This is a genomic window from Mesorhizobium sp. ESP-6-2, from assembly GCF_020164675.1.
In the GTDB taxonomy this organism is placed as follows: Bacteria; Pseudomonadota; Alphaproteobacteria; order Rhizobiales; family Rhizobiaceae; genus Mesorhizobium.
The window spans coordinates 272,712-291,584 of sequence record NZ_JAIUGT010000003.1 but is presented as its reverse complement, the minus strand read 5'-3'; the positions used below and the strand labels follow the sequence as shown (position 1 = coordinate 291,584).

The window sequence follows — 18,873 nt, the reverse complement described above, 5'->3', positions numbered from 1 at the left end:
CGCCGATGGCGTAGGACCGGGCGATGGAAAACAACCGATTTGAAGTACCCGTGACCGTCAAATCAGTCACGGCGGGAAGTACACAGCTCTTACGCTCGGCCCGCGAGGCTTCCGACTATCTCATGAACAGCTGGCCCGGGAAGCGCACTCCCAAGCATCGCGCGGCGCTGCAGGCCTGCCACGATGCGCTGGCCGGCGACAAGCCGGCCATGAACGCAAGGCGCGCCTTTATCGCGGCGGCGCGTGAAGTGGACGTCTTCGTCAGCGACAAGGCGCCGGCCTGATCCAGGCCGGATTGCCGCCGCGCGCCGTCATTCCTCTGTTTCAGTCTCGGCGTCAGTCTCGGGTTTCTGACGCTCCCGCGCCGCAGCCTTGGCCGCCAGCTTTTCGGCCTTCTTGGCCGCCTTCTGGCGATCGCGTTCCTTGCGTTCCTGATCGTAATTTGGTGCTCGTGCCATAGCGGCTCCTTTTTTGCTGTTCTTGTGGGCTGACTACGCGTCGTTCGCCTTCCGAGGTCTCGGAGCCGGCACCAGGGTTCCTATAAGCTGCTTCGGTCGATCACAAGGTCGGCGGCGCCGAAACGCTCCTTTGCTGTCAACTGCTGATGCCAATAGGGATAGAGCAGGGGCGGGCGGCTGACCGCGTCGAGGCGATCACGTTCCTCGCCGGTCAGCGTCAGGCTGGCCGCCGCGATATTGTCCCTGAACTGGGCCTCGTTGCGCCCGCCGATCACCAGCGAGCTGATAGCCGGCCGGCCAAGCAGCCAGGCAAGCGCCACCTGTGCGGCGGACACACCGCGGGCCTTGCCTATTTCGACCAGCACATCGACGATCCGCCACAGCCGGTCCTCGTCGCGGATCGGCGGTTCGGACCAGCCGGCGACCTGGCGCGCGGTCGGGTTGTCACGGTGATACTTGCCCGACAGCAGGCCTCCCGCCAGCGGGCTCCACACCAGCACGCCCAATCCCTGGTCGACCGAGATCGGCAGCAGCTCGTATTCGGCTTCGCGTGCCTCGAGCGTGTAGTGGATCTGCTGGGTGACGAAACGCGGCTGATGGCGGCTGTCGCTGATGGACAGCGCCTTCATCACCTGCCAGCCGGAATAGTTGGAGCAGCCGATATAGCGGATCTTGCCCTGGCCGACCAGCGCATCGAGCGCGGCGATGGTCTCTTCGAGTGGCGTCACGCCGTCCCATTCGTGCAGGAAATAGATGTCGATGACGTCAGTCTTGAGCCGCTTCAGGCTTTTCTCGCATTCGCGGATCAAATGATGGCGCGACAGGCCTTCGTCATTGGGACCGTCGCCGATGCGCATGCGCGCCTTGGAGGCGATCAGCACGTCGTTCCTGCGCTTGCCGCCGAGTGCCTCGCCGATGATATCTTCTGACAGGCCGTCCGAATAGACATTGGCCGTGTCGATGAGATTGATGCCGGCATCGATGCACAGATCGATCATGCGCTTCGCTTCGGCGAGATCGCTGTTGCCGACAGCCGCGAACGGGCCTGCGCCGCCAAAGGTCATGGTGCCCATGGTCAGCGCCGAAACCTTCAGGCCGGAACGGCCGAGAGTGCGGTATTCCATGTCAGTCCTCGCGATTGAGAATGGCCCGAGCAGGTTGCTGGATTTGTAGGACAATCCGCGCGGCTTGTCGCCCTCCGGCCCCGGCACACCGATGAGCGGCCCTGGCGTGCCCCTGCAATAAAACCGTCATTGCCGGCCTATACTCAGTCGGTCAGGGTGTTGCGCGCCGCCGTCAGGACGCGGCCAGTGTGCCCGGTCGTTGCCGGAGGCGGCAGCTTGCAGATGGAGGAGCACCAGATGAATGAATCCATACCCAAGTCCGGCGCCCGTGACTGGCTGGAAGCCGAACTCGCCGACACGCTCGACGAGGACTATGAGCTGGAGATGTCGGAACCGGCGCTGTCGCTGGAGATCGCCAGGATCTACAAGAACGCGCATCCGCCTTCTATCGACCGAATGCAGTATTTTCGCGACCTGATCGGGCTGCAATCCGAGCTGATCAAGCTGCAATCCTGGGTCGCCTACCACAAGAAGAAGCTTGTGGTGATCTTCGAAGGCCGTGATTCGGCTGGCAAGGGCGGCGTCATCAAGCGCATCACCCAGCGGCTCAATCCGCGGATCTGCCGCGTCGTGGCGCTTCCGGCGCCGACCGAGCGCGAGAAGTCGCAATGGTATTTCCAGCGTTATGTGCCGCACCTGCCGGCCGGCGGCGAGATCGTTCTGTTCGACCGCTCCTGGTACAACCGTTCCGGCGTCGAGCGGGTGATGGGTTTCGCTGGGCCCGATCAGGTGGAGGAATTTTTCCGTGACGTGCCGGAGTTCGAGCGCATGCTGGTCCGCTCGGGCATCACGCTGGTCAAATACTGGTTCTCGATCACCGACGAGGAACAACAGATGCGCTTCCTGATGCGCATCCACGATCCGATGAAGCAGTGGAAGCTGTCGCCGATGGACCTGCAGTCGCGCGTGCGCTGGGAACAGTACACCAAAGCCAAGGAAGAGACCTTCGCCCGTACCAACATTCCGGAGGCACCCTGGTTCATCGTCGAGGGCAATGACAAGAAGCGGGCGCGGCTGAACTGCATCGACCACCTCTTGCAGCAGGTTCCCTACGAAGAGGTGCCGCACGAGGAGATCACGTTACCCGAGCGCGTCTTCAATCCCGAATACGAGCGCCAGGTGCTGCCGCGCGAGCTCTACGTGCCCGAGAAGTATTGAACGAGAGTTTGGCCTTCTCCCCGTATAGTGACCGGGAGAAGGGATCTGCACCAAGGGTTTCGCCAATTCCCACTGTCGCACAACTAATTCCTAAGTCCGCTTGATGACGACATGCGTGGCAAGCGGCGTCGCTACTTGTTCGCTGCACGCGTAGCCGAGCTTCGGCATATCAATCCCGGCGAAGAGGTGCTCGCCGGAGCCGAGCAGCACCGGCGAGATCGCCAGATGCATCTCGTCGATGAGCCTCTCCTGAATATATTGCCGGACGGTGGCGACGCCGCCGCCGACCCGCACATCGCTGCCATTGGCCGCTGCTCTTGCCTGCTCGAGCGCCGAATGGATGCCATCCGTGACAAAGTAAAAGGTCGTGCCGCCTTCCATGACGATGGGCTCGCGCGCATGGTGGGTCAGCACGAAGACCGGCACATGATAGGGCGGGTTGTCGCCCCACCAGCCCTTCCAGTTTTCGTCGGCCCATTCGCCGCGGATCGGCCCGAACATGTTGCGGCCCAGGATCCAGGCGCCGACATTTTCAAAGCTGCGCGCCGCGAACGCCTCGTTGGTATCGGTGGTGCCGCCATCGTCTCCGAGCACCATCTTGCGGAAGGTGCGGGTGCCGATCATCCATTTGTGCAGGGCTTCCCCACCGACGCCGAGCGGGTTTTTCAAATCCTGGTCGGGACCGGCGCCGTAACCGTCGAGCGACAAGGTGAATGCGTTGACGCGAAGTTTGGACATGGAAAGCCTCCTCAGGACCGGTTGTATTTTGCAAGCAGTTATTTTTCTAGCAAACCGATGGCGAATTGCAAGCGGTATTTTCAGCGGTCGAGAAGACGCATATCCCTACCTCGCCCGTGCGATGTCCAGAGGATTACCTGATGGTCGGCTCGGATGCCAAAGTAGCGGCTGCCGAGACGGCCGCCATACCGGCTCATTCGCCGGTGAGTTCCATGAAGAGCATATGGTCTGAAGGCGTGGGAGGAAACTATGCTCTCAGCATCTCCGCCACCTCAGGGGCGAAATAGGTCAAAATGCCGTCGCAGCCGGCGCGTTTGAAGGCAAGAAGCGATTCCAGCATAGCCTTTTCGCCGTCGATCCAGCCATTGGCGCCCGCCGCTTTGATCATCGAATATTCGCCCGACACCTGGTAGGCGAAGGTCGGCACCGCAAATTCGTCCTTCAGCCTGCGGATGATATCGAGATAGGGCAGGCCGGGCTTGACCATCAGCATGTCGGCGCCTTCGGCCAGGTCCTGCTCGGCCTCGCGCACCGCTTCGTCTGAATTGGCGTGGTCGATGTAATAGGTCTTCTTGTCGCCCTTGAGCAGGCCGGCCGTGCCGACCGCCTCGCGGTACGGCCCGTAGAAGGCGGAGGCGAATTTCGTTGCATAGGACATGATCGCCACGTCTTGGAAACCGTTTGCGTCGAGCGCGTCGCGGATGGCGCCGATGCGGCCGTCCATCATGTCGGACGGCGCGATGATGTCGGCGCCGGCCGCTGCTTGTATGACGGCGGCCGCGGTCACCTGTTCCACCGTCTCGTCATTGACGATGAGACCGTCACGCAGGATGCCGTCATGGCCATGGCTGGTGAACGGGTCGAGCGCGGCATCGGTGATGACGCCGATCTCAGGCACCGCGTCCTTGATCGCGCGCGTGGCGCGGTTGATGACGTTGTCGGGATCGAGGATATGGGAGCCGGTCTGGTCGCGCAGCGAAATGTCCACATTGGGAAAGGTGGCGAGCGCGGGGATGCCGAGCTTTGCCGCGCGTTCGGCCTCCTTGACGGCAAAGTCGATCGACAGGCGGAAGACGCCCGGCATGGCGGCGATCGGCTCGCGCACTTGTCTGCCGTCGACGACGAAGATCGGCCAGATCAGGTCGTCGACGGAAAGCCTGTTCTCCTGCACCAGGCGCCGCGACCAGTCGGCCTTGCGCATGCGTCGCAAGCGGCGGCTGCCGGTGATGTCGTCGACGCTGCGCGCGCCGGCAGGTTTTGCCGGGGTGAATCTGTTCATCGCCAAAAACTCTCTTTTGGCCGGCTTTTATCACGCACCGTGGTGCTGACCAATGCGACACGTTTGTGCCAGCAATCCGGTCGGGTCCCTATTCGGGTTGCCCATTGCCCGAAAGGATCTGCGCCGCACCGTGCATGCCGACACGGAACGCCTCGTCGAAGCCGACGCCGCGCACTTGCCAGGCATAGGTCCTGCCGGCCTTCGCTAGCCGCCAGTCGGCGATCCAGCCGAACTCCTTGTCGCTCCAGACGATGCTGCCGGAAAGCGCCTGATCGGCGCCGGCCATTTTCGCAGCCGTGTCGAGCTTCGCCATGTCGGCGTCGCGCATGATCCTGTCGTCCAGCCCGGCCTTCGACAGCAGCACTGCCGTTGGGAAGGTTACCTGCATGGCCATCGGCGCGGCGGCATTGCCGAACGACTCGCGCATCAGCACGCCGTGCTCGTCGTCGGCATCGAGCGCGAAATGCCTGGCGCCGCGCTCGGTCGACAAGAACACCGCCAGCCGTGGCCGTTCGGTCAGCCACGGCCTGCTGCCGAGCGAAGCCAGCACCGGATCGATCATCGCCGGGCTGTACTGGCAGTAGAGATTGTGAGGCCGATCATACGTGCCCTGATCGTCATGGTTGGGAATGCCTTCCATGCGATCGCGGTAGCGAAAGCTGGCGACGAAGCTGGCGGCCCTGTCGCGCAACGCCACCATCTCCGGTTTCGCCAGCAGGCGCTGGTCGCCGGAAACCCGGACCAGAACCGCGTCGAGGCAACGTTTGAAGCCGGCCTGGCGGTTTTTCTCATACCGACCGTTGACGATGGTCTGCGACTGGTAAAGCTCGGCGAGGCTTGCCGCCAGGGTCGGTTGCAAAGCCAGGCAAATGACAATCAGCCCGATCGTCATCGGCACGAGGCGCGCAAATCCAGCCATGAGCCACACCCATCGAAAAACTTGCTACAGGTGCGCCGTCGCCATTCGGTTCCCGGCGCTGCGGCCACAACGGCCTCTTTTTAGCACTGGGCTCCGGCACGAGCCAAGACGCGCTGTCAGCATGCCGGCATTGACGCGCCCATGCGCCACGCTTTAGCACTTCAGTCCCGGCGGAGCGGGGGAGGGATTCTTTCACGATGGATTTTGGCGGAGGCGACGAGATCCGCTTCGAACATCTGGGCCGGGCCGGCATCGTCACGTTGACGCGGCCGCGGGCACTCAATGCGGTCACGCACAGGATGGTCAACGCGCTCGCCAAGGCATTGCACGCTTGGGAGCGGGACTGGGGCGTCGATGCCGTCGTCGTTAAGGCCGAGGGTAGGGCGTTTTCAGCCGGCGGCGACATTCTCCACATCTATGAGGCCGGCCGGGCCGGCAAGCCGCCTGTCGAGTTCTTCGCCGACGAGTATCGGCTGAACGCCCAGATCGCACGTTTCAAAAAACCTTATGTGGCGCTGATCGACGGCATCGTCATGGGTGGCGGCGTCGGCATCTCCTTTCATGGATCGCATCGGGTGATGACGGAAAATGCCCAGTTCGCCATGCCGGAGGTGGGAATCGGGTTTTTCCCGGATGTTGGCGCCAGCCATCTGCTGCCCGATCTTGGCGGTTCCTTCGGCATGTACCTGGCGCTGACCGGCAATCGCATCCGCTATGGCGACGCGTTGTGGTCCGGGCTGGCCACGCATACGATCAAGGCGCAGGACCAGGCTGGCTTTCTCGACCAGTTCGCCGCAACCGGCGATCCTGAATCGGTGCTGCGCGGCTTCTTCATCCCGGCGAAGCGCGAGACGGACAGGCAGGTGCTGGAGGCGATCGCCCATCACTTCGCGCAGGACTCGCTTGCCGATATCATCGGCAGCCTGGAGCAGGCGGCAGGCAGCGACGAGTTTGCGGCAAGGACGCTGGCGACGATCCTGACGCGCTCGCCGACCAGCCTTCGTGTCGCTTGGCGCCAGATCACTGCCGGCCTGACGCTGCCGATGGATCAATGCATGAAGATGGAATTCCGCATCCTCAACCGGATGCTTGCGGGCCACGATTTCTACGAAGGGATACGCGCCACCATCATCGAAAAAGGTTCCAAGCCGCAATGGCTGCCGGCAACCCTCGATGCGGTCGACGACGCGGATGTCGATGCCTATTTTGCCTCGCTCGGTGAACGGGAACTCGCGCTATGAGCGAGGTGACGTCCAGACGCGTCGTGCTTCAGCCTTCAGGGGTGGAGGTTATCTTCGCCTGGTTCCAGCGGATCATATCAGGTTACTGCTTGCTGTTCGGTATCCTGTACTGGGTCAGGCTTATCGGCTTCTATCCCGGCTCGCTCTGGCGCTTCGACCTGATGCCGGTCCACTGGCAGGTGACGGCGGTGATGCTCGCCGTATTTTTCCCCTTTGCCGCCGCCGGCCTATGGATGTTGGCCTCCTGGGGGCCGGTGATCTGGTTCATCTGCGCCGTGACGGAGATCGTCATGTATGCCGGCTTTCCCGAACTCTTCGGCCACCGTCCGCTCATCGTCGTCTCGCATGCGGGGGTGGCGCTGCTCTATGCCGTTTTCCGCCTCGTCATCTATCTGCAGAAGCGGTCGCCCCGGACCTGAAGCAGGCACGCGCCGCCGGCGGTCCGCTGATCGGATTTCGCCCTGAAATCATTGGCTAAATCTTTAGGTTAATTATCCTTGCCCAAGTGACCGTTCGTTAAGCGTCTTGCGAAACCTATTACCGGTAAGCTCTTGTTAGCCTTGGCGTTTAAGTCGAATTTTATGAGTATTCGATAGTGTCGCGATCAAGGTGAAAAACAAAAAATCACCAGGGCGACAAACGAGAGGCAAAGACAATGATCAATTCGCGTCCGGCGGCAAAGACCGCCAACGTTTCCGACGATCGCCGCGAGGCAATCCGTTCCCTGTACATGGAATCGCTCCAACTGGTCGAGCGCCTGCACCGCCGTCTGCTCGACGTGATCAAGGACGAGTTCGACCGCAACGGCCGTTCCGACATCAACGCCATCCAGGCGTTGCTGCTCTTCAACATCGGCAATTCGGAGCTGACCGCCGGCGAGCTGCGCTCGCGGGGCTACTATCTCGGCTCGAACGTCTCCTACAATCTCAAGAAGCTTGTCGATCTCGGCTTCATCAACCACCAGCGGTCGCGCATCGACCGTCGTTCCGTCCGCGTCTCGCTGACGCCGAAAGGCAATGAGGTGGCGGACGTGGTCGCCGGTCTCTATGAGCGCCATGTCGGTTCGATCGAGCAGGTCGGCGGCATCAACACCGACGAATTCAAGCAGATGAACCGCGCCCTCCAGCGTCTCGACCGCTTCTGGAACGACACCATCGCTTACCGGATGTAAGCCACGTCTCCAATCAGAAGCCGCGCCACAGAAGCGTGGCAGCAACAGCGACCTCCAGTCAGGGCCGGTGCCGAAAAGCATCGGTCTTTTCTTTTCGTTGCGTTGGCCGAAGCAAATTGCGGGCCAAGGCCACGTTGCCGCCATATTCCAATGGAACCGAAGATGGCAGTGATGCTGTGGTAAAGACCATGGGTTCACCCGTAGCCGTGTAGCCTTGCGCGTTTTCACACCGAGGTGATGCGGACCATGGTTGGCTAATTGTTAAGATTGCCAATTTTAGAGTACGGGCGAGATCGCCCGATGATCAACGCAGCAAGTGTTCGAACTGCTACATATGTCTGGAACGTCCATGAGAACCAGCCGCCGTTTCTTCCTTTCCGGAGCCTCCGCGCTCGCAGCCGCCGTTGTTGCCGGCCGCGCCAGCGCGCAGGACGTGATCGGGGACATCCTGAAGTCCTCGGCGCGCGGCAACTGGGACGATCAGTTCGACGCCCGCGCCAGCGCAGGCGGCAAGGTGGCCTCGACGCTGCCCATCTTCAGCCCGCAGACCGTCGCCTTCACCGAGCAGGCTGTGGCGCAGTACCAGAACATCGTCGGGCAGGGCGGCTGGGTCGAGGTTCCCGCGACCAAGAAACTGCAGCTCGGCGTCGACGATCCCGATGTCGTGCCGCTTCGCAAGCGCCTGATGGTCGCCGGCGACCTGTCGCAGAGCGCCGGCATCTCGACGGCCTTCGATTCCTATGTCGACTCGGCGGTCAAGCGCTTCCAATTGCGCCACGGCCTGCCGGCCGACGGAGCGCTGGGCAAATATACCTACGCGGCGATGAACGTTTCGGCGCAGATCCGGCTCGGCCAGTTGCAAACCAATCTCCAGCGATTGAAGGAGAAGGCGGGCACGCTTGGCAGCCGTTATGTGCTGGTCGATATTCCGGCAGCGCAGGTGGAGGCGGTCGAGAACGACCGCGTCGTGCTTCGCCATACCGCGATCGTGGGCAAGATCGATCGCCAGACACCGATCGTCAATTCCAAGATCAATGAGATCATCGTCAATCCATATTGGAACGCGCCGGTGTCGATCGTGCGCAAGGACATCATCCCATTGATGCGCAAGGACCCCGATTATCTCAAGAACAGCCATATTCGCCTGTTTGCGCCAGATGGCAGCGAAGTCGATCCGATGAATGTGGACTGGTCGACCGACGACGCGGCCAAGTACCGTTTCCGCCAGGATCCCGGTTCGGACAACGCCATGGCGTCGGTGAAGATCAATTTCCCGAGCCCGGACGGTGTCTATATGCATGATACACCGCAGCAGAGCCTGTTCGGCAAGATGATGCGCTTCGATTCCTCGGGTTGCGTGCGTGTGCAAAACGTGCGCGACCTCGTCACCTGGATCCTGCGCGACACGCCCGGCTGGGACCGCCAGCATTTTGAGGCTGCGATCAAGACCGGCGAAAACACGCCGATCCAGGTCACCAACCCGGTGCCGGTGCATTTCCTCTATCTCTCGGCTTGGTCGACGGGCCCCGGCGTCGTCCAGTTCCGCGACGACATATATGGCCTCGACGGAAACAACGAGCTGCAGATCACCTCGTCGCTCTAAGAGACTGATTATTCAGGGAAAAGGCCGCTCTTGGGCCGGCCTTTTCCTGTCGCCGCCGCCAGGCCGTTCACACCGAGAGCATCGCCAATGAGGCAGGCGAGGGCGGGGCCGTCGAGGCACGGCTCGCCGTTGCCGACAGCATCGTCGCCGGGTACCGGCGCCGCATCGCCGCTTCCGACGACGCCGACGAAGCGCGCGAGGCGAGCCGTCTGGAGCTTGAACTCAGGGCGGCCGGCATAGAAGCCGAGCGCGCCGCGCTACGCGCCATGTTTCTCAGCCGCGAGATCAATGACCATACGATGCGGGCGCTGTTTTCCGAGATCACCTTGACCGAGGCTCTTCTGAAGCAGCGGCGCGACAGGAAATAACGGTCCGCCGCTCTGCTTGCCGCAATCCGGCCAGCAAATTTCGCGCCGCAAACGTGGCGAGGCGAAAACAACTGTGTTAATGCGCGGCGAACCCAATCCTGTCATCCAAAAATGTGCAGCGGTTTGGGATAACGGCATGCACAAGACAAAACCGACCCTCCGGACCTAAGGAATTCAGGCCATGGCAACAGCAGCGGCAGCGTCGAACAAATTCGAATCCTTCTTCGAAACCACGCTGGAAGATGCCGATCCGGAAATTTTCGGCGCCATCCGCAACGAGCTCGGTCGCCAGCGCCACGAAATCGAGCTGATCGCGTCTGAAAACATCGTCTCGCGCGCCGTGCTCGAAGCGCAGGGTTCGATCATGACCAACAAATACGCCGAGGGCTATCCGGGCAAGCGCTACTATGGCGGCTGCCAGTTCGTGGATGTCGCCGAGGAGCTGGCGATCGAGCGCGCGAAAAAACTGTTCGGCTGCAACTTCGCCAATGTGCAGCCCAACTCCGGCAGCCAGATGAACCAGGCGGTGTTCCTGGCGCTCTTGCAGCCGGGCGACACCTTCATGGGCCTCGATCTCAATTCCGGCGGGCATTTGACGCACGGCTCGCCAGTCAATATGAGCGGCAAATGGTTCAAGGTCGTGTCCTACGGCGTGCGCAAGGACGACCATCTGCTCGACATGGACGCCATCGAGAAGACGGCGCATGAGACGAAGCCGAAGCTGATCCTGGCCGGCGGCACCGCCTATTCGCGCATCTGGGACTGGAAGCGCTTTCGCGAGATCGCGGATGCGGTCGGCGCCTACCTCATGGTCGATATGGCCCACATCGCGGGCCTCGTGGCAGGCGGCGTGCATCCCTCGCCGCTGCCGCATGCCCATGTCGTGACGACCACCACGCACAAGTCGCTGCGCGGCCCGCGCGGCGGCATGATCCTGTGCAATGACGAGGAGATCGCCAAGAAGATGAACTCGGCGGTGTTCCCCGGCCTGCAGGGCGGACCGCTGATGCATGTCATCGCCGCCAAGGCGGTTGCCTTCGGCGAGGCGCTGAAGCCGAGCTTCAAGCTCTATGCCGAGAGCGTCGCCGCCAACGCCAAGGCGCTGGCGTCCAGCCTTCAGGAGACCGGCCTCGACATCGTGTCGGGCGGCACCGACAACCACCTGATGCTGGTCGACCTGCGCCCCAAGAATGCCACCGGCAAGCGCGCCGAGGCAACGCTTGGCCGCGCCAACATCACTTGCAACAAGAACGGCATCCCCTTTGACCCGGAAAAGCCCTTCGTAACCTCAGGCGTGCGGCTTGGCACGCCCGCCGGCACCACGCGCGGTTTCGGCCAGGCCGAGTTCCGCGAAATAGGCAAGCTGATCGCCGAGGTGCTGGATGGCCTCAAGGCCGCCAATTCCGATGACGGCAATGCCGCGGTCGAGGCCGCGGTCAAGGCCAAGGTCGTGGCACTGACCGATCGATTCCCGCTCTACCCTTATCTCGGTTGACCTCGCGCCACGCGTCATCTTTTATCGCCAGCGGTGCGCCGACCCCAATCGGTCGACGCGCCGAACTGGAGACCAGACGATGCGTAATTTCCGCCCCGCCACTCTTGGCGTCCATACCTTGCTGGGCGTTTTCCTGACATTACCCGGAGCTGCCCTTGCGCAGACCCAACCCGCCCCAGAAATGCCCGCCACCGCTACCTTCGGCAGATGGACAACCATCGTCGATACGCTCGACACCGGCCAGGATGCGCGCAAGACCTGCGCCGCTTCGACCGCCTTTTTCGATGCCAGCGGCAATTCGGGCACGCTGACGCTGTCGATCTCGAACGGCGACGCCATGCCGCCGGACGCCTACCCGGCCATCATGATTATTGTCGACAACGGGAACCTTCCCACCGGCAAGAAGATCGCCGCCACTTTTGGTGATCCTGGCGTCAAGGTTTCCGCCACCGTCTATTCGAACGATGCCGTCAACGGCCGTCCCAGCTGGACGGTCGACAACCAGCCCAAGACCAGTCTCGCGCTCTTGCGAGCCATGCGCAAAGTCACCTCGCTCGATGTCGCTTTCGGCAAAGAGGCTTTCGCCAGCATTCCAATGGACGGCTTCACCAAGGCCTACCGCAACCTCGGCACATCATGCGGCTTTCCGACCAAGGACGTTGCACCCTAGCCAAGCGCGCGGAAGCGGGTGCTGGCAATCTGCCTCGCGGCTCGCTATCTCTGGAGCGAAAGGGTCTGCGTGCCTTGCCATCGTGGCAAAAGGCTCTAAGCCTTTTCGCCTCACCAGATTCGCGAACCCAAGGCTCTCAATGCGCTGTCCCTATTGCCAGTCCGAAGATACGCAGGTGAAGGATTCGCGCCCCGCCGAGGATGGCGCGGCGATCCGCAGGCGTCGCGTCTGCCCCGATTGCGGCGGCCGTTTCACCACCTTCGAGCGCGTGCAGTTGCGCGACCTCGTCGTGGTCAAGAAGTCGGGGCGAAAAGTGCCTTTCGACCGCGACAAGCTCTTGCGCTCCGTCGAGATCGCGGTGCGCAAGCGCAATGTCGATCCCGAGCGCATCGATCGTGCCGTGACCGGCATCGTGCGCCAGCTGGAAAGCTCCGGCGAGACCGAAGTGGCCTCGGGTGAGGTTGGGCGGCTGGTCATGGAAGCGCTGAAGTCGCTCGACGACGTCGCCTATGTCCGCTTTGCCTCGGTCTACCGCAATTTCCGCGAGGCCAAGGATTTCCATGAGCTGCTGGGGGAATTGAAGGGCGACGAGGACAAGAGCGAAGAGGACGCCGGCTGAGCATGGCGGAACGCAGCGAGGCCGAACAGGCAGCCCTTGACCGCCGTTTCATGGCGGCTGCACTCCGACTGTCGCGCAAGAATGCGGGCCGGACCTCAACCAATCCTTCCGTTGGCACACTCATTGTGCGCGACGATGGCTTGGGCCCGATGATCGTCGGCACCGGCGTCACCGCCGTCGGCGGCCGCCCGCATGCCGAGACCGAGGCGCTCGCCGAAGCGGGCGAACTGGCGCGCGGCGCCACCGCCTATGTCACGTTGGAGCCTTGCGCGCATCACGGACGCACGCCGCCTTGCGCCAACGCTCTGGTTAATGCCGGCATCGCGCGCGTCGTTGGCGCCGCCAGCGACCCCGATCCGCGCGTGTCGGGCCAAGGCTACGCGATCCTGCGCACCGCGGGCGTCGAGGTTGTGGAGAATGTCCTGGCGGCGGAGGCCGCCGAGCAGATGGCCGGCTATCTCATTCGATCGCTTAGGAAACGGCCGGAAGTGACTCTCAAGCTAGCGCTTTCCAGCGACGGCAAGATCGGCATGGAAGGGGCCGGGCAGGTGTCGATCACAGGCGACATTGCGCGCCGCGAAGTCTATCTGATGCGCGCCGAGGCTGATGCTATCCTGGTCGGCATTGGCACAGCGCTGGAGGACGACCCGGCGCTGACGGTGCGCTTGCCGGGACTGGAGAACCGGTCGCCGGCGCGCATTGTGCTCGACAGGCAGATCAGGCTGCCTGAGACTTCGAAACTGGTGTCCGGTGTTGACAGGGTGCCGCTCTACGTCGCGGCTTGTCTGGAAGCGGATCCTCTGCGGCGGGCAACGCTCGAACGCGCCGGCGTGCGTTTCATCGGCACCGAGACGCATGAAGGCGGCGTGGCGCTGCCGGAACTGCTCGAGGATCTTGCCGCGCTCGGTATGGCCAGCGTGCTGGTCGAAGGCGGAGCCAAGGTGGCCAGCGCCTTCCTGTCGGAAGGCCTGGTCGACCGCATCGTGCTGTTCCGGGGGCCGGAGGCGATCGGCAAGGGGGGCATTGTATCGCCCATCGATGCCAACCATGTCCCGGCGGGATTTCGCAAACTGCGCGAGATGCGGTTCGGCGAGGACAGCTACGCCGAGTGGATAAGAGACTTTTAGGATCAACACCGATGTTTACCGGCATTGTTACAGACGTAGGCACCGTCGCGGCGGTCAAGCCGCTGCGGGAAGGCGTGGGGTTGCGCATCGACACCGCCTATGATCCCGAAACCATCGCCATCGGCGCCTCGATCTCCTGCGGCGGCGTTTGCCTTACCGTGACGGCCTTGCCCGACAGCGGCTCGAACGCGCGCTGGTTCGAAGTCGAGGTCTGGGAGGAGGCGCTCCGGCTGACGACGGCAATGGGCTGGAAATCGGGCACGCGGATCAATCTTGAGCGGGCGTTGAAGATCGGCGACGAGCTTGGCGGCCACATCGTGTCGGGCCATGTCGACGGTACCGCCGAGATCGTCGAGCGCAAGGATGAGGGCGACGCCGTTCGCTTCACGCTGGAAGCGCCGCGCGAGCTGGCGAAGTTCATCGCGCCGAAAGGCTCCGTCGCGCTCGACGGTACCTCGCTCACCGTCAACAAGGTGGATGGCACCCGCTTCGACGTGCTTCTGATCCACCATTCGCTGACCGTCACCACCTGGGGTGAGCGCCAGGTCGGCGACCGCGTCAATCTCGAGATCGACACCATGGCCCGCTATGCGGCCCGCCTGGCGGAAGCGGCGAAGGAGGGGCTTTGAGCATCGCCGAGCTGTTCATGAGGAACTAGCGGTGATGGAACACAGGAGTTCCAAAGTGCAAGCGCGGATGAGGTGGCCGATATAGATGCTGGCCGAGTAGTGGCCCACGCCATTGTTGCCTGGGCTCAAAGCCTCGCTACAGATTGTCCGATCTCGGTACCCCGGCCCAATGAGGCAATCTTGTGCTTGCGATCAATCCGGCTTCGGCCTAAGTCACCGGCGATCCCGGAGACATTTATGGCTGGCACATCCCAACACGGCAAAGCGTTCATTCGCCCGAAGAAGAAGGCCCACCTTCTCGTTATCGAGGCACGCTTCCACGACGATCTTGCCGACGCGCTGCTCGAAGGCGCGACACGCGCGCTTGACGAAGCGGATGCGACCTACGACGTCGTCACCGTTCCAGGTTCGCTCGAAATTCCCGCCGTCATTACCTTCGCGCTGGACGGCGCGGCGGAAGGCGGCACGAACTATGACGGCTTCGTCGCGCTTGGCACCGTCGTCCGCGGCGACACCTATCACTTCGATATCGTCGCCAATGAATCCAGCCGCGCGCTGATGGACCTGTCCGTGCAGGACTCGGTCTGCATCGGCAACGGCATCCTGACCACGGAAAACGACGCACAGGCCTGGACGCGGGCCAAACGTTCGGAAGGCGACAAGGGTGGCTTTGCCGCGCGCGCGGCGCTGACCATGATCGCGCTCAAGGAACGACTGGGAGCGCGATCGTGAGCGACCCCGCTTCGCCCGGACAGCCCACGGTGCGCCACGCCAACAAGCGCGGCGCGGCGCGGCTTGCCGCCGTGCAGGCCCTCTATCAGATGGATGTCGCCGGCAGCGGCGTCTTCGAGATCACGGCCGAATACGAAGCGTTTCGTCTTGGCAAGGAAGTCGATGGTGCGCTTTACCGCGAGGCGGATGCCCAATGGTTCCGCGCCATCCTCACCGGTGTCGTCGAGGACCAGAAAACCATCGATCCGGTTATCCGCCAGGCGCTGACCGATGACTGGCCGCTGTCGCGCCTCGATTCGACGCTGCGCGCAATCCTGCGCGCCGGTGTCTACGAACTGATGAAGCGCGAAGACGTGCCGGTGGCGGTGATCGTTTCCGAATATGTCGATATCGCCAAGGCTTTCTACGAGGAAGACGAGCCGAAGCTGGTCAACGCCGTGCTCGACCGCGTCTCCCGTCGGGTGCGTGGCGAGGGACGCGGCAAGGACGCTTCATGACGGCGGCCGCCATTGAGGCGGCCAGGGAGGCGCGGCGCACCGCGTTGATCCTCGCCGCCTCGCAGGCGATCATCGGTTCGGCAGCGCCCATCGCCATCTCCATGGGCGCGCTGGCCGGTCAATATCTGCTCGGTCCCGACAAGTCGCTGGCGACGGCGCCGATCACCGGCTTCAATCTCGGCGTGGCGCTCGGCGCGCTGCCGGCGGCGGCCATCATCCGCGCGATGGGCCAGCGCGGCGGCTTTATGACCGGTACGATCGTCACCGCGCTTGGCGGTCTGGTCGCGACGCTGGCACTCTTCCATGGCAATTTTTGGCTGTTCGCCTTCGGCCTGACGGTGATCGGTGTCGGTGGCGCCTTCGTCCAGCAGTTCCGCTTTGCCGCCGCCGACAATGCGCCGCCGCAGTTCAAGGCGCGCGCGATCTCCTTCGTACTTGCGGGCGGCATCATCACCGCCATTCTCGGACCGCAGATCGTCATCTTCACCCGCGAGTTGTTCGCACCGGTGATGTTTGCCGGTTCGTTCGCATCCATACTGGTGCTGGCCGCCGTCGGCGCAGCGATCCTGTCATTGCTGCGCCTGCCGGCGAGGGCCACCGCCGGCGGAACGGAAATTGCCGGCAGCGATGCCCGGCCCTTGGCCGAGATCGTTACGCAGCCGCGTTTCGTCGCGGCACTCTTTTGCGCCGTCGGCAGCTATGCCCTGATGAGCTTCGTCATGACCGGTGCGCCGCTCGCCATGGTCGGCTGCGGCCTGTCGGAGGACGATGCGACGCTCGGCATTTCCTGGCATGTCATGGCAATGTTCGGGCCGAGCTTCTTCACCGGATCGCTGATCCATCGCTTCGGTGCTGAACGCATTGTCGCGGCCGGCCTCCTCCTGCTGATCGGCTGTGCGGTCGTCGCGCTGTCCGGCTTGACGCTATGGCAATTCTGGACGGCGCTGATCCTGCTCGGCCTCGGCTGGAATTTCGGCTTCATCGGCGCCACGGCCATGGTCGCGGCAGGCTACCGGCCTTCCGAAAAGGGCAAGGTGCAGGGGTTCCACGACTTCGTCCTGTTCGGCTCCGTGGCCTGCGCCTCGCTGATGTCGGGCATGGTCTACAATGCCTGGGGCTGGACCATGCTGAACTGGATGATCTTTCCCGTCACCGTGCTATGCTTCGTCGCGCTCGGCGCGCTGAGGATGGCGAGCTTGCGTCTGGCTTGACGCCCAATTTGAATTTATGCGTCCGGCGGCAGAACCTGAAGCACTCGCGCTATGAACATGTGAAACTCAGCCATGTAGTTGCGCAGGAAGTCCTTAGTGGATTCGACCGTCACCTCGCCGTCGTCCGTGATCAGCCCCGGCGTGAACTGTATGTAGGCTTCAGGCGCGTTCATCTGGGGTGAATTGCAGAAACTCAGAACGCTTCGAAGGCTTTGTTGGGCGACGGCGGTCGCGATGGCGCCCGGCGATGTTCCGATGACGGCTGACGGTTTGCGCGCGAACGAATTCTTGCCCTAGGGCCGACTGGCCCAGTCGATTGCGTTCTTCAATCCACCAGGGATCGAGCGGTTGTACTCCGGGGTGACGAACAATACGGCCTGGACGGAGGCGATCGCCTTTTTGAAAGCCTGGGCGACCGGTGGGAAATCGGCGTCATAGTCGTAGCTGTAGAGTGGCAGATCCTTGAAGGCGATTTCGGTCATATCGAGTTCGGGAGGGGCAAGTTGAACGAGCGCCTTCGCGAGCTTGCGGTTGATGGATTCCCGGGCAAGACTGCCGATGAGGTAACCGACTTTGTGTATGGCCATGACACGCTCTCCGTGTTTGCCACCCGCACCCTCACCGCATTATCCGCCAAATGTCAGCAGATCGCCAGCGTCGCGTCGCAATTGGCCTTCCGAACAAAAATATTGCGTCTGTACCACTTGTTATGAAACCGTGTGCCCCGACGAGACGTTGGAGCCGTGCTCATATGCGGCACCGAATTCCGGTTCACAGCAAGGGATTTTCACAATGTTTTCAATCAAGATTCTGGCTGGCGCGGCGCTCGCGCTCGGTATTGCGATAGCATCGGCGAATGCTCAGGTGGTCGTCTCCTCGAAGATCGACACCGAGGGCGGCGTGCTCGGCAACATCATCCAGCTCGTCCTCAACGCCAACAACGTCAAGACCACTGACCGCATCCAGCTTGGCGGCACGCCGGTGGTGCGCAAGGCGATCACCGCCGGCGAGATCGACATCTATCCCGAATACACCGGCAATGCCGCCTTCTTCTTCGAGAAGACCGACGACCCGGTCTGGAAGGACGCCGCCAAGGCCTATGAGACGGCCAAGAAGCTCGACTATGACGCCAACAAGATCGTCTGGCTGTCGCCGTCGCCGGCCAACAACACCTGGGCGATCGCACTACGCAAGGAGGTGGCCGAGGCCAACAAGCTCGCCACCCTGTCCGACTTCGGCAAATATGTCGCCGGCGGGGGCAAGGTGGTGCTCGCGGCCTCGGCCGAGTTCGTCAATTCAGCCGCGGCCTTGCCCGCCTTCCAGACCACCTACGGCTTCACGTTGAAACCTGACCAGTTGATCACGCTCTCCGGCGGCGACACGGCCGCGACCATCGCGGCGGCAGCCAACCAGACCAATGGCGCCAACGCCGCCATGGTCTACGGTACCGACGGCGGCATCGCGCCCTCCGGGCTGGTCGTGCTCGACGACGACAAGGGCGTGCAGCCGGTCTACCAGCCGGCGCCGATCATCCGCGAGGCGGTGCTGAAGGAGCATCCCGAGATCGAGACGTTGTTGAAGCCGGTCTTCGCCAAGCTCGACCTCGTCACGCTGCAGGAGCTCAACGGCCGCGTCCAGGTCGGCGGAGAGCCGGTCAAGGGTGTGGCGGAAGACTTTTTGAAAAAGAACGGGTTCTTGAAGTAGACAGCTTCAGATCGTGGCACCAGTGCGAGGCGCCCCCCTCTGTCATGCCGGACATCTCCCCCTCGAGGGGGGAGATTGGCAGTTCCTGCGCCCCGCTTCTTTCTTCGGCGTCAGAGATTGGCGAATGCCC

General features: G+C 62.7%; 20 protein-coding genes and 1 pseudogene. 15 read left to right on the top strand and 6 right to left on the bottom strand.

From position 1 onward, the window contains the following. The first annotated feature begins 50 nt into the window (after nucleotides 1-50). Complete coding sequence (locus tag LB532_RS10980) at nucleotides 51-284, top strand: DUF982 domain-containing protein (protein WP_246670991.1); 234 nt, start codon at nucleotides 51-53, stop codon at nucleotides 282-284. A 27-nt stretch (nucleotides 285-311) separates the two neighbouring features. Here the strand turns inward: LB532_RS10980 and LB532_RS10975 are convergent, their stop codons facing one another. Further along, nucleotides 312-458: a hypothetical protein gene (locus LB532_RS10975; protein WP_140560567.1), complete on the bottom strand. Its 147-nt coding sequence runs from the start codon at nucleotides 456-458 to the stop codon at nucleotides 312-314. Nucleotides 459-538: 80 nt separating this feature from the next. Next, nucleotides 539-1,582: an aldo/keto reductase gene (locus LB532_RS10970; protein ID WP_140637791.1), complete on the bottom strand. Its 1,044-nt coding sequence runs from the start codon at nucleotides 1,580-1,582 to the stop codon at nucleotides 539-541. Between the two features lie 237 nt (nucleotides 1,583-1,819). Here LB532_RS10970 and ppk2 point away from each other — a divergent pair, with 237 nt between their 5' ends. Next, entirely contained in the window at nucleotides 1,820-2,740 is a 921-nt protein-coding gene (gene ppk2 / locus LB532_RS10965) for a polyphosphate kinase 2 (protein ID WP_140637792.1), read from the top strand. 90 nt (nucleotides 2,741-2,830) lie between these two features. On the opposite strand, the gene LB532_RS10960 is transcribed toward ppk2, so the two are convergent. The 3 genes from LB532_RS10960 to LB532_RS10950 form a co-directional block, all read right to left on the bottom strand. After that, on the bottom strand, nucleotides 2,831-3,478 hold the full coding sequence (locus LB532_RS10960; protein ID WP_140637793.1) for a dihydrofolate reductase family protein: 648 nt from the start codon (nucleotides 3,476-3,478) through the stop codon (nucleotides 2,831-2,833). Between the two features lie 247 nt (nucleotides 3,479-3,725). Beyond that, the gene (gene hemB / locus LB532_RS10955; RefSeq protein WP_140637794.1) at nucleotides 3,726-4,757 is read right to left on the bottom strand and encodes a porphobilinogen synthase; all 1,032 of its coding nucleotides are present in this window, start codon (nucleotides 4,755-4,757) and stop codon (nucleotides 3,726-3,728) included. Between the two features lie 88 nt (nucleotides 4,758-4,845). Then, complete coding sequence (locus tag LB532_RS10950) at nucleotides 4,846-5,676, bottom strand: DUF2066 domain-containing protein (protein WP_140637795.1); 831 nt, start codon at nucleotides 5,674-5,676, stop codon at nucleotides 4,846-4,848. Between the two features lie 197 nt (nucleotides 5,677-5,873). Here LB532_RS10950 and LB532_RS10945 point away from each other — a divergent pair, with 197 nt between their 5' ends. From LB532_RS10945 to LB532_RS10890, 12 genes are all read left to right on the top strand, one after another. Next, nucleotides 5,874-6,917, top strand: coding sequence for an enoyl-CoA hydratase/isomerase family protein (locus LB532_RS10945; protein WP_140637796.1), 1,044 nt, complete (start codon nucleotides 5,874-5,876; stop codon nucleotides 6,915-6,917). Further along, complete coding sequence (locus LB532_RS10940) at nucleotides 6,914-7,336, top strand: DUF6163 family protein (RefSeq protein WP_140637797.1); 423 nt, start codon at nucleotides 6,914-6,916, stop codon at nucleotides 7,334-7,336. The genes LB532_RS10945 and LB532_RS10940 overlap by 4 nt, the downstream gene beginning before the upstream one ends. Nucleotides 7,337-7,572: 236 nt before the next feature. Then, a complete protein-coding gene (ldtR, locus tag LB532_RS10935; RefSeq protein WP_013896002.1) occupies nucleotides 7,573-8,088 on the top strand; it encodes a transcriptional regulator LdtR in 516 nt (171 codons plus the stop codon). A 349-nt stretch (nucleotides 8,089-8,437) separates the two neighbouring features. Next, nucleotides 8,438-9,691: a murein L,D-transpeptidase gene (locus tag LB532_RS10930; RefSeq protein WP_140557007.1), complete on the top strand. Its 1,254-nt coding sequence runs from the start codon at nucleotides 8,438-8,440 to the stop codon at nucleotides 9,689-9,691. A 549-nt stretch (nucleotides 9,692-10,240) separates the two neighbouring features. Next, nucleotides 10,241-11,554 carry a serine hydroxymethyltransferase gene (glyA, locus tag LB532_RS10925; protein ID WP_140637798.1) on the top strand — a complete coding sequence of 438 codons (1,314 nt, stop codon included), beginning with the start codon at nucleotides 10,241-10,243 and terminating at the stop codon, nucleotides 11,552-11,554. Nucleotides 11,555-11,633: 79 nt separating this feature from the next. Continuing rightward, complete coding sequence (locus tag LB532_RS10920) at nucleotides 11,634-12,224, top strand: hypothetical protein (RefSeq protein WP_140637799.1); 591 nt, start codon at nucleotides 11,634-11,636, stop codon at nucleotides 12,222-12,224. 139 nt (nucleotides 12,225-12,363) lie between these two features. Beyond that, complete coding sequence (gene nrdR, locus LB532_RS10915; RefSeq protein WP_010915593.1) at nucleotides 12,364-12,843, top strand: transcriptional regulator NrdR; 480 nt, start codon at nucleotides 12,364-12,366, stop codon at nucleotides 12,841-12,843. Between the two features lie 2 nt (nucleotides 12,844-12,845). Further along, the gene (ribD, locus tag LB532_RS10910; protein WP_140637800.1) at nucleotides 12,846-13,970 is read left to right on the top strand and encodes a bifunctional diaminohydroxyphosphoribosylaminopyrimidine deaminase/5-amino-6-(5-phosphoribosylamino)uracil reductase RibD; all 1,125 of its coding nucleotides are present in this window, start codon (nucleotides 12,846-12,848) and stop codon (nucleotides 13,968-13,970) included. A gap of 11 nt (nucleotides 13,971-13,981) precedes the next feature. Next, complete coding sequence (locus LB532_RS10905) at nucleotides 13,982-14,599, top strand: riboflavin synthase (RefSeq protein ID WP_140637801.1); 618 nt, start codon at nucleotides 13,982-13,984, stop codon at nucleotides 14,597-14,599. A gap of 237 nt (nucleotides 14,600-14,836) precedes the next feature. After that, entirely contained in the window at nucleotides 14,837-15,331 is a 495-nt protein-coding gene (ribH, locus tag LB532_RS10900; RefSeq protein WP_140637802.1) for a 6,7-dimethyl-8-ribityllumazine synthase, read from the top strand. Next, nucleotides 15,328-15,828, top strand: coding sequence for a transcription antitermination factor NusB (nusB, locus tag LB532_RS10895; protein WP_140494035.1), 501 nt, complete (start codon nucleotides 15,328-15,330; stop codon nucleotides 15,826-15,828). Before ribH ends, nusB begins: the two co-directional genes overlap by 4 nt. After that, complete coding sequence (locus LB532_RS10890; RefSeq protein ID WP_140637803.1) at nucleotides 15,825-17,039, top strand: MFS transporter; 1,215 nt, start codon at nucleotides 15,825-15,827, stop codon at nucleotides 17,037-17,039. Before nusB ends, LB532_RS10890 begins: the two co-directional genes overlap by 4 nt. A gap of 14 nt (nucleotides 17,040-17,053) precedes the next feature. Here the strand turns inward: LB532_RS10890 and LB532_RS10885 are convergent. Then, nucleotides 17,054-17,626 (bottom strand): annotated as a pseudogene (locus LB532_RS10885) (NADPH-dependent FMN reductase). A 205-nt stretch (nucleotides 17,627-17,831) separates the two neighbouring features. Here LB532_RS10885 and LB532_RS10880 point away from each other — a divergent pair. Beyond that, a complete protein-coding gene (locus LB532_RS10880; RefSeq protein WP_140637804.1) occupies nucleotides 17,832-18,743 on the top strand; it encodes an ABC transporter substrate-binding protein in 912 nt (303 codons plus the stop codon). Nucleotides 18,744-18,873 lie beyond the last annotated feature (130 nt).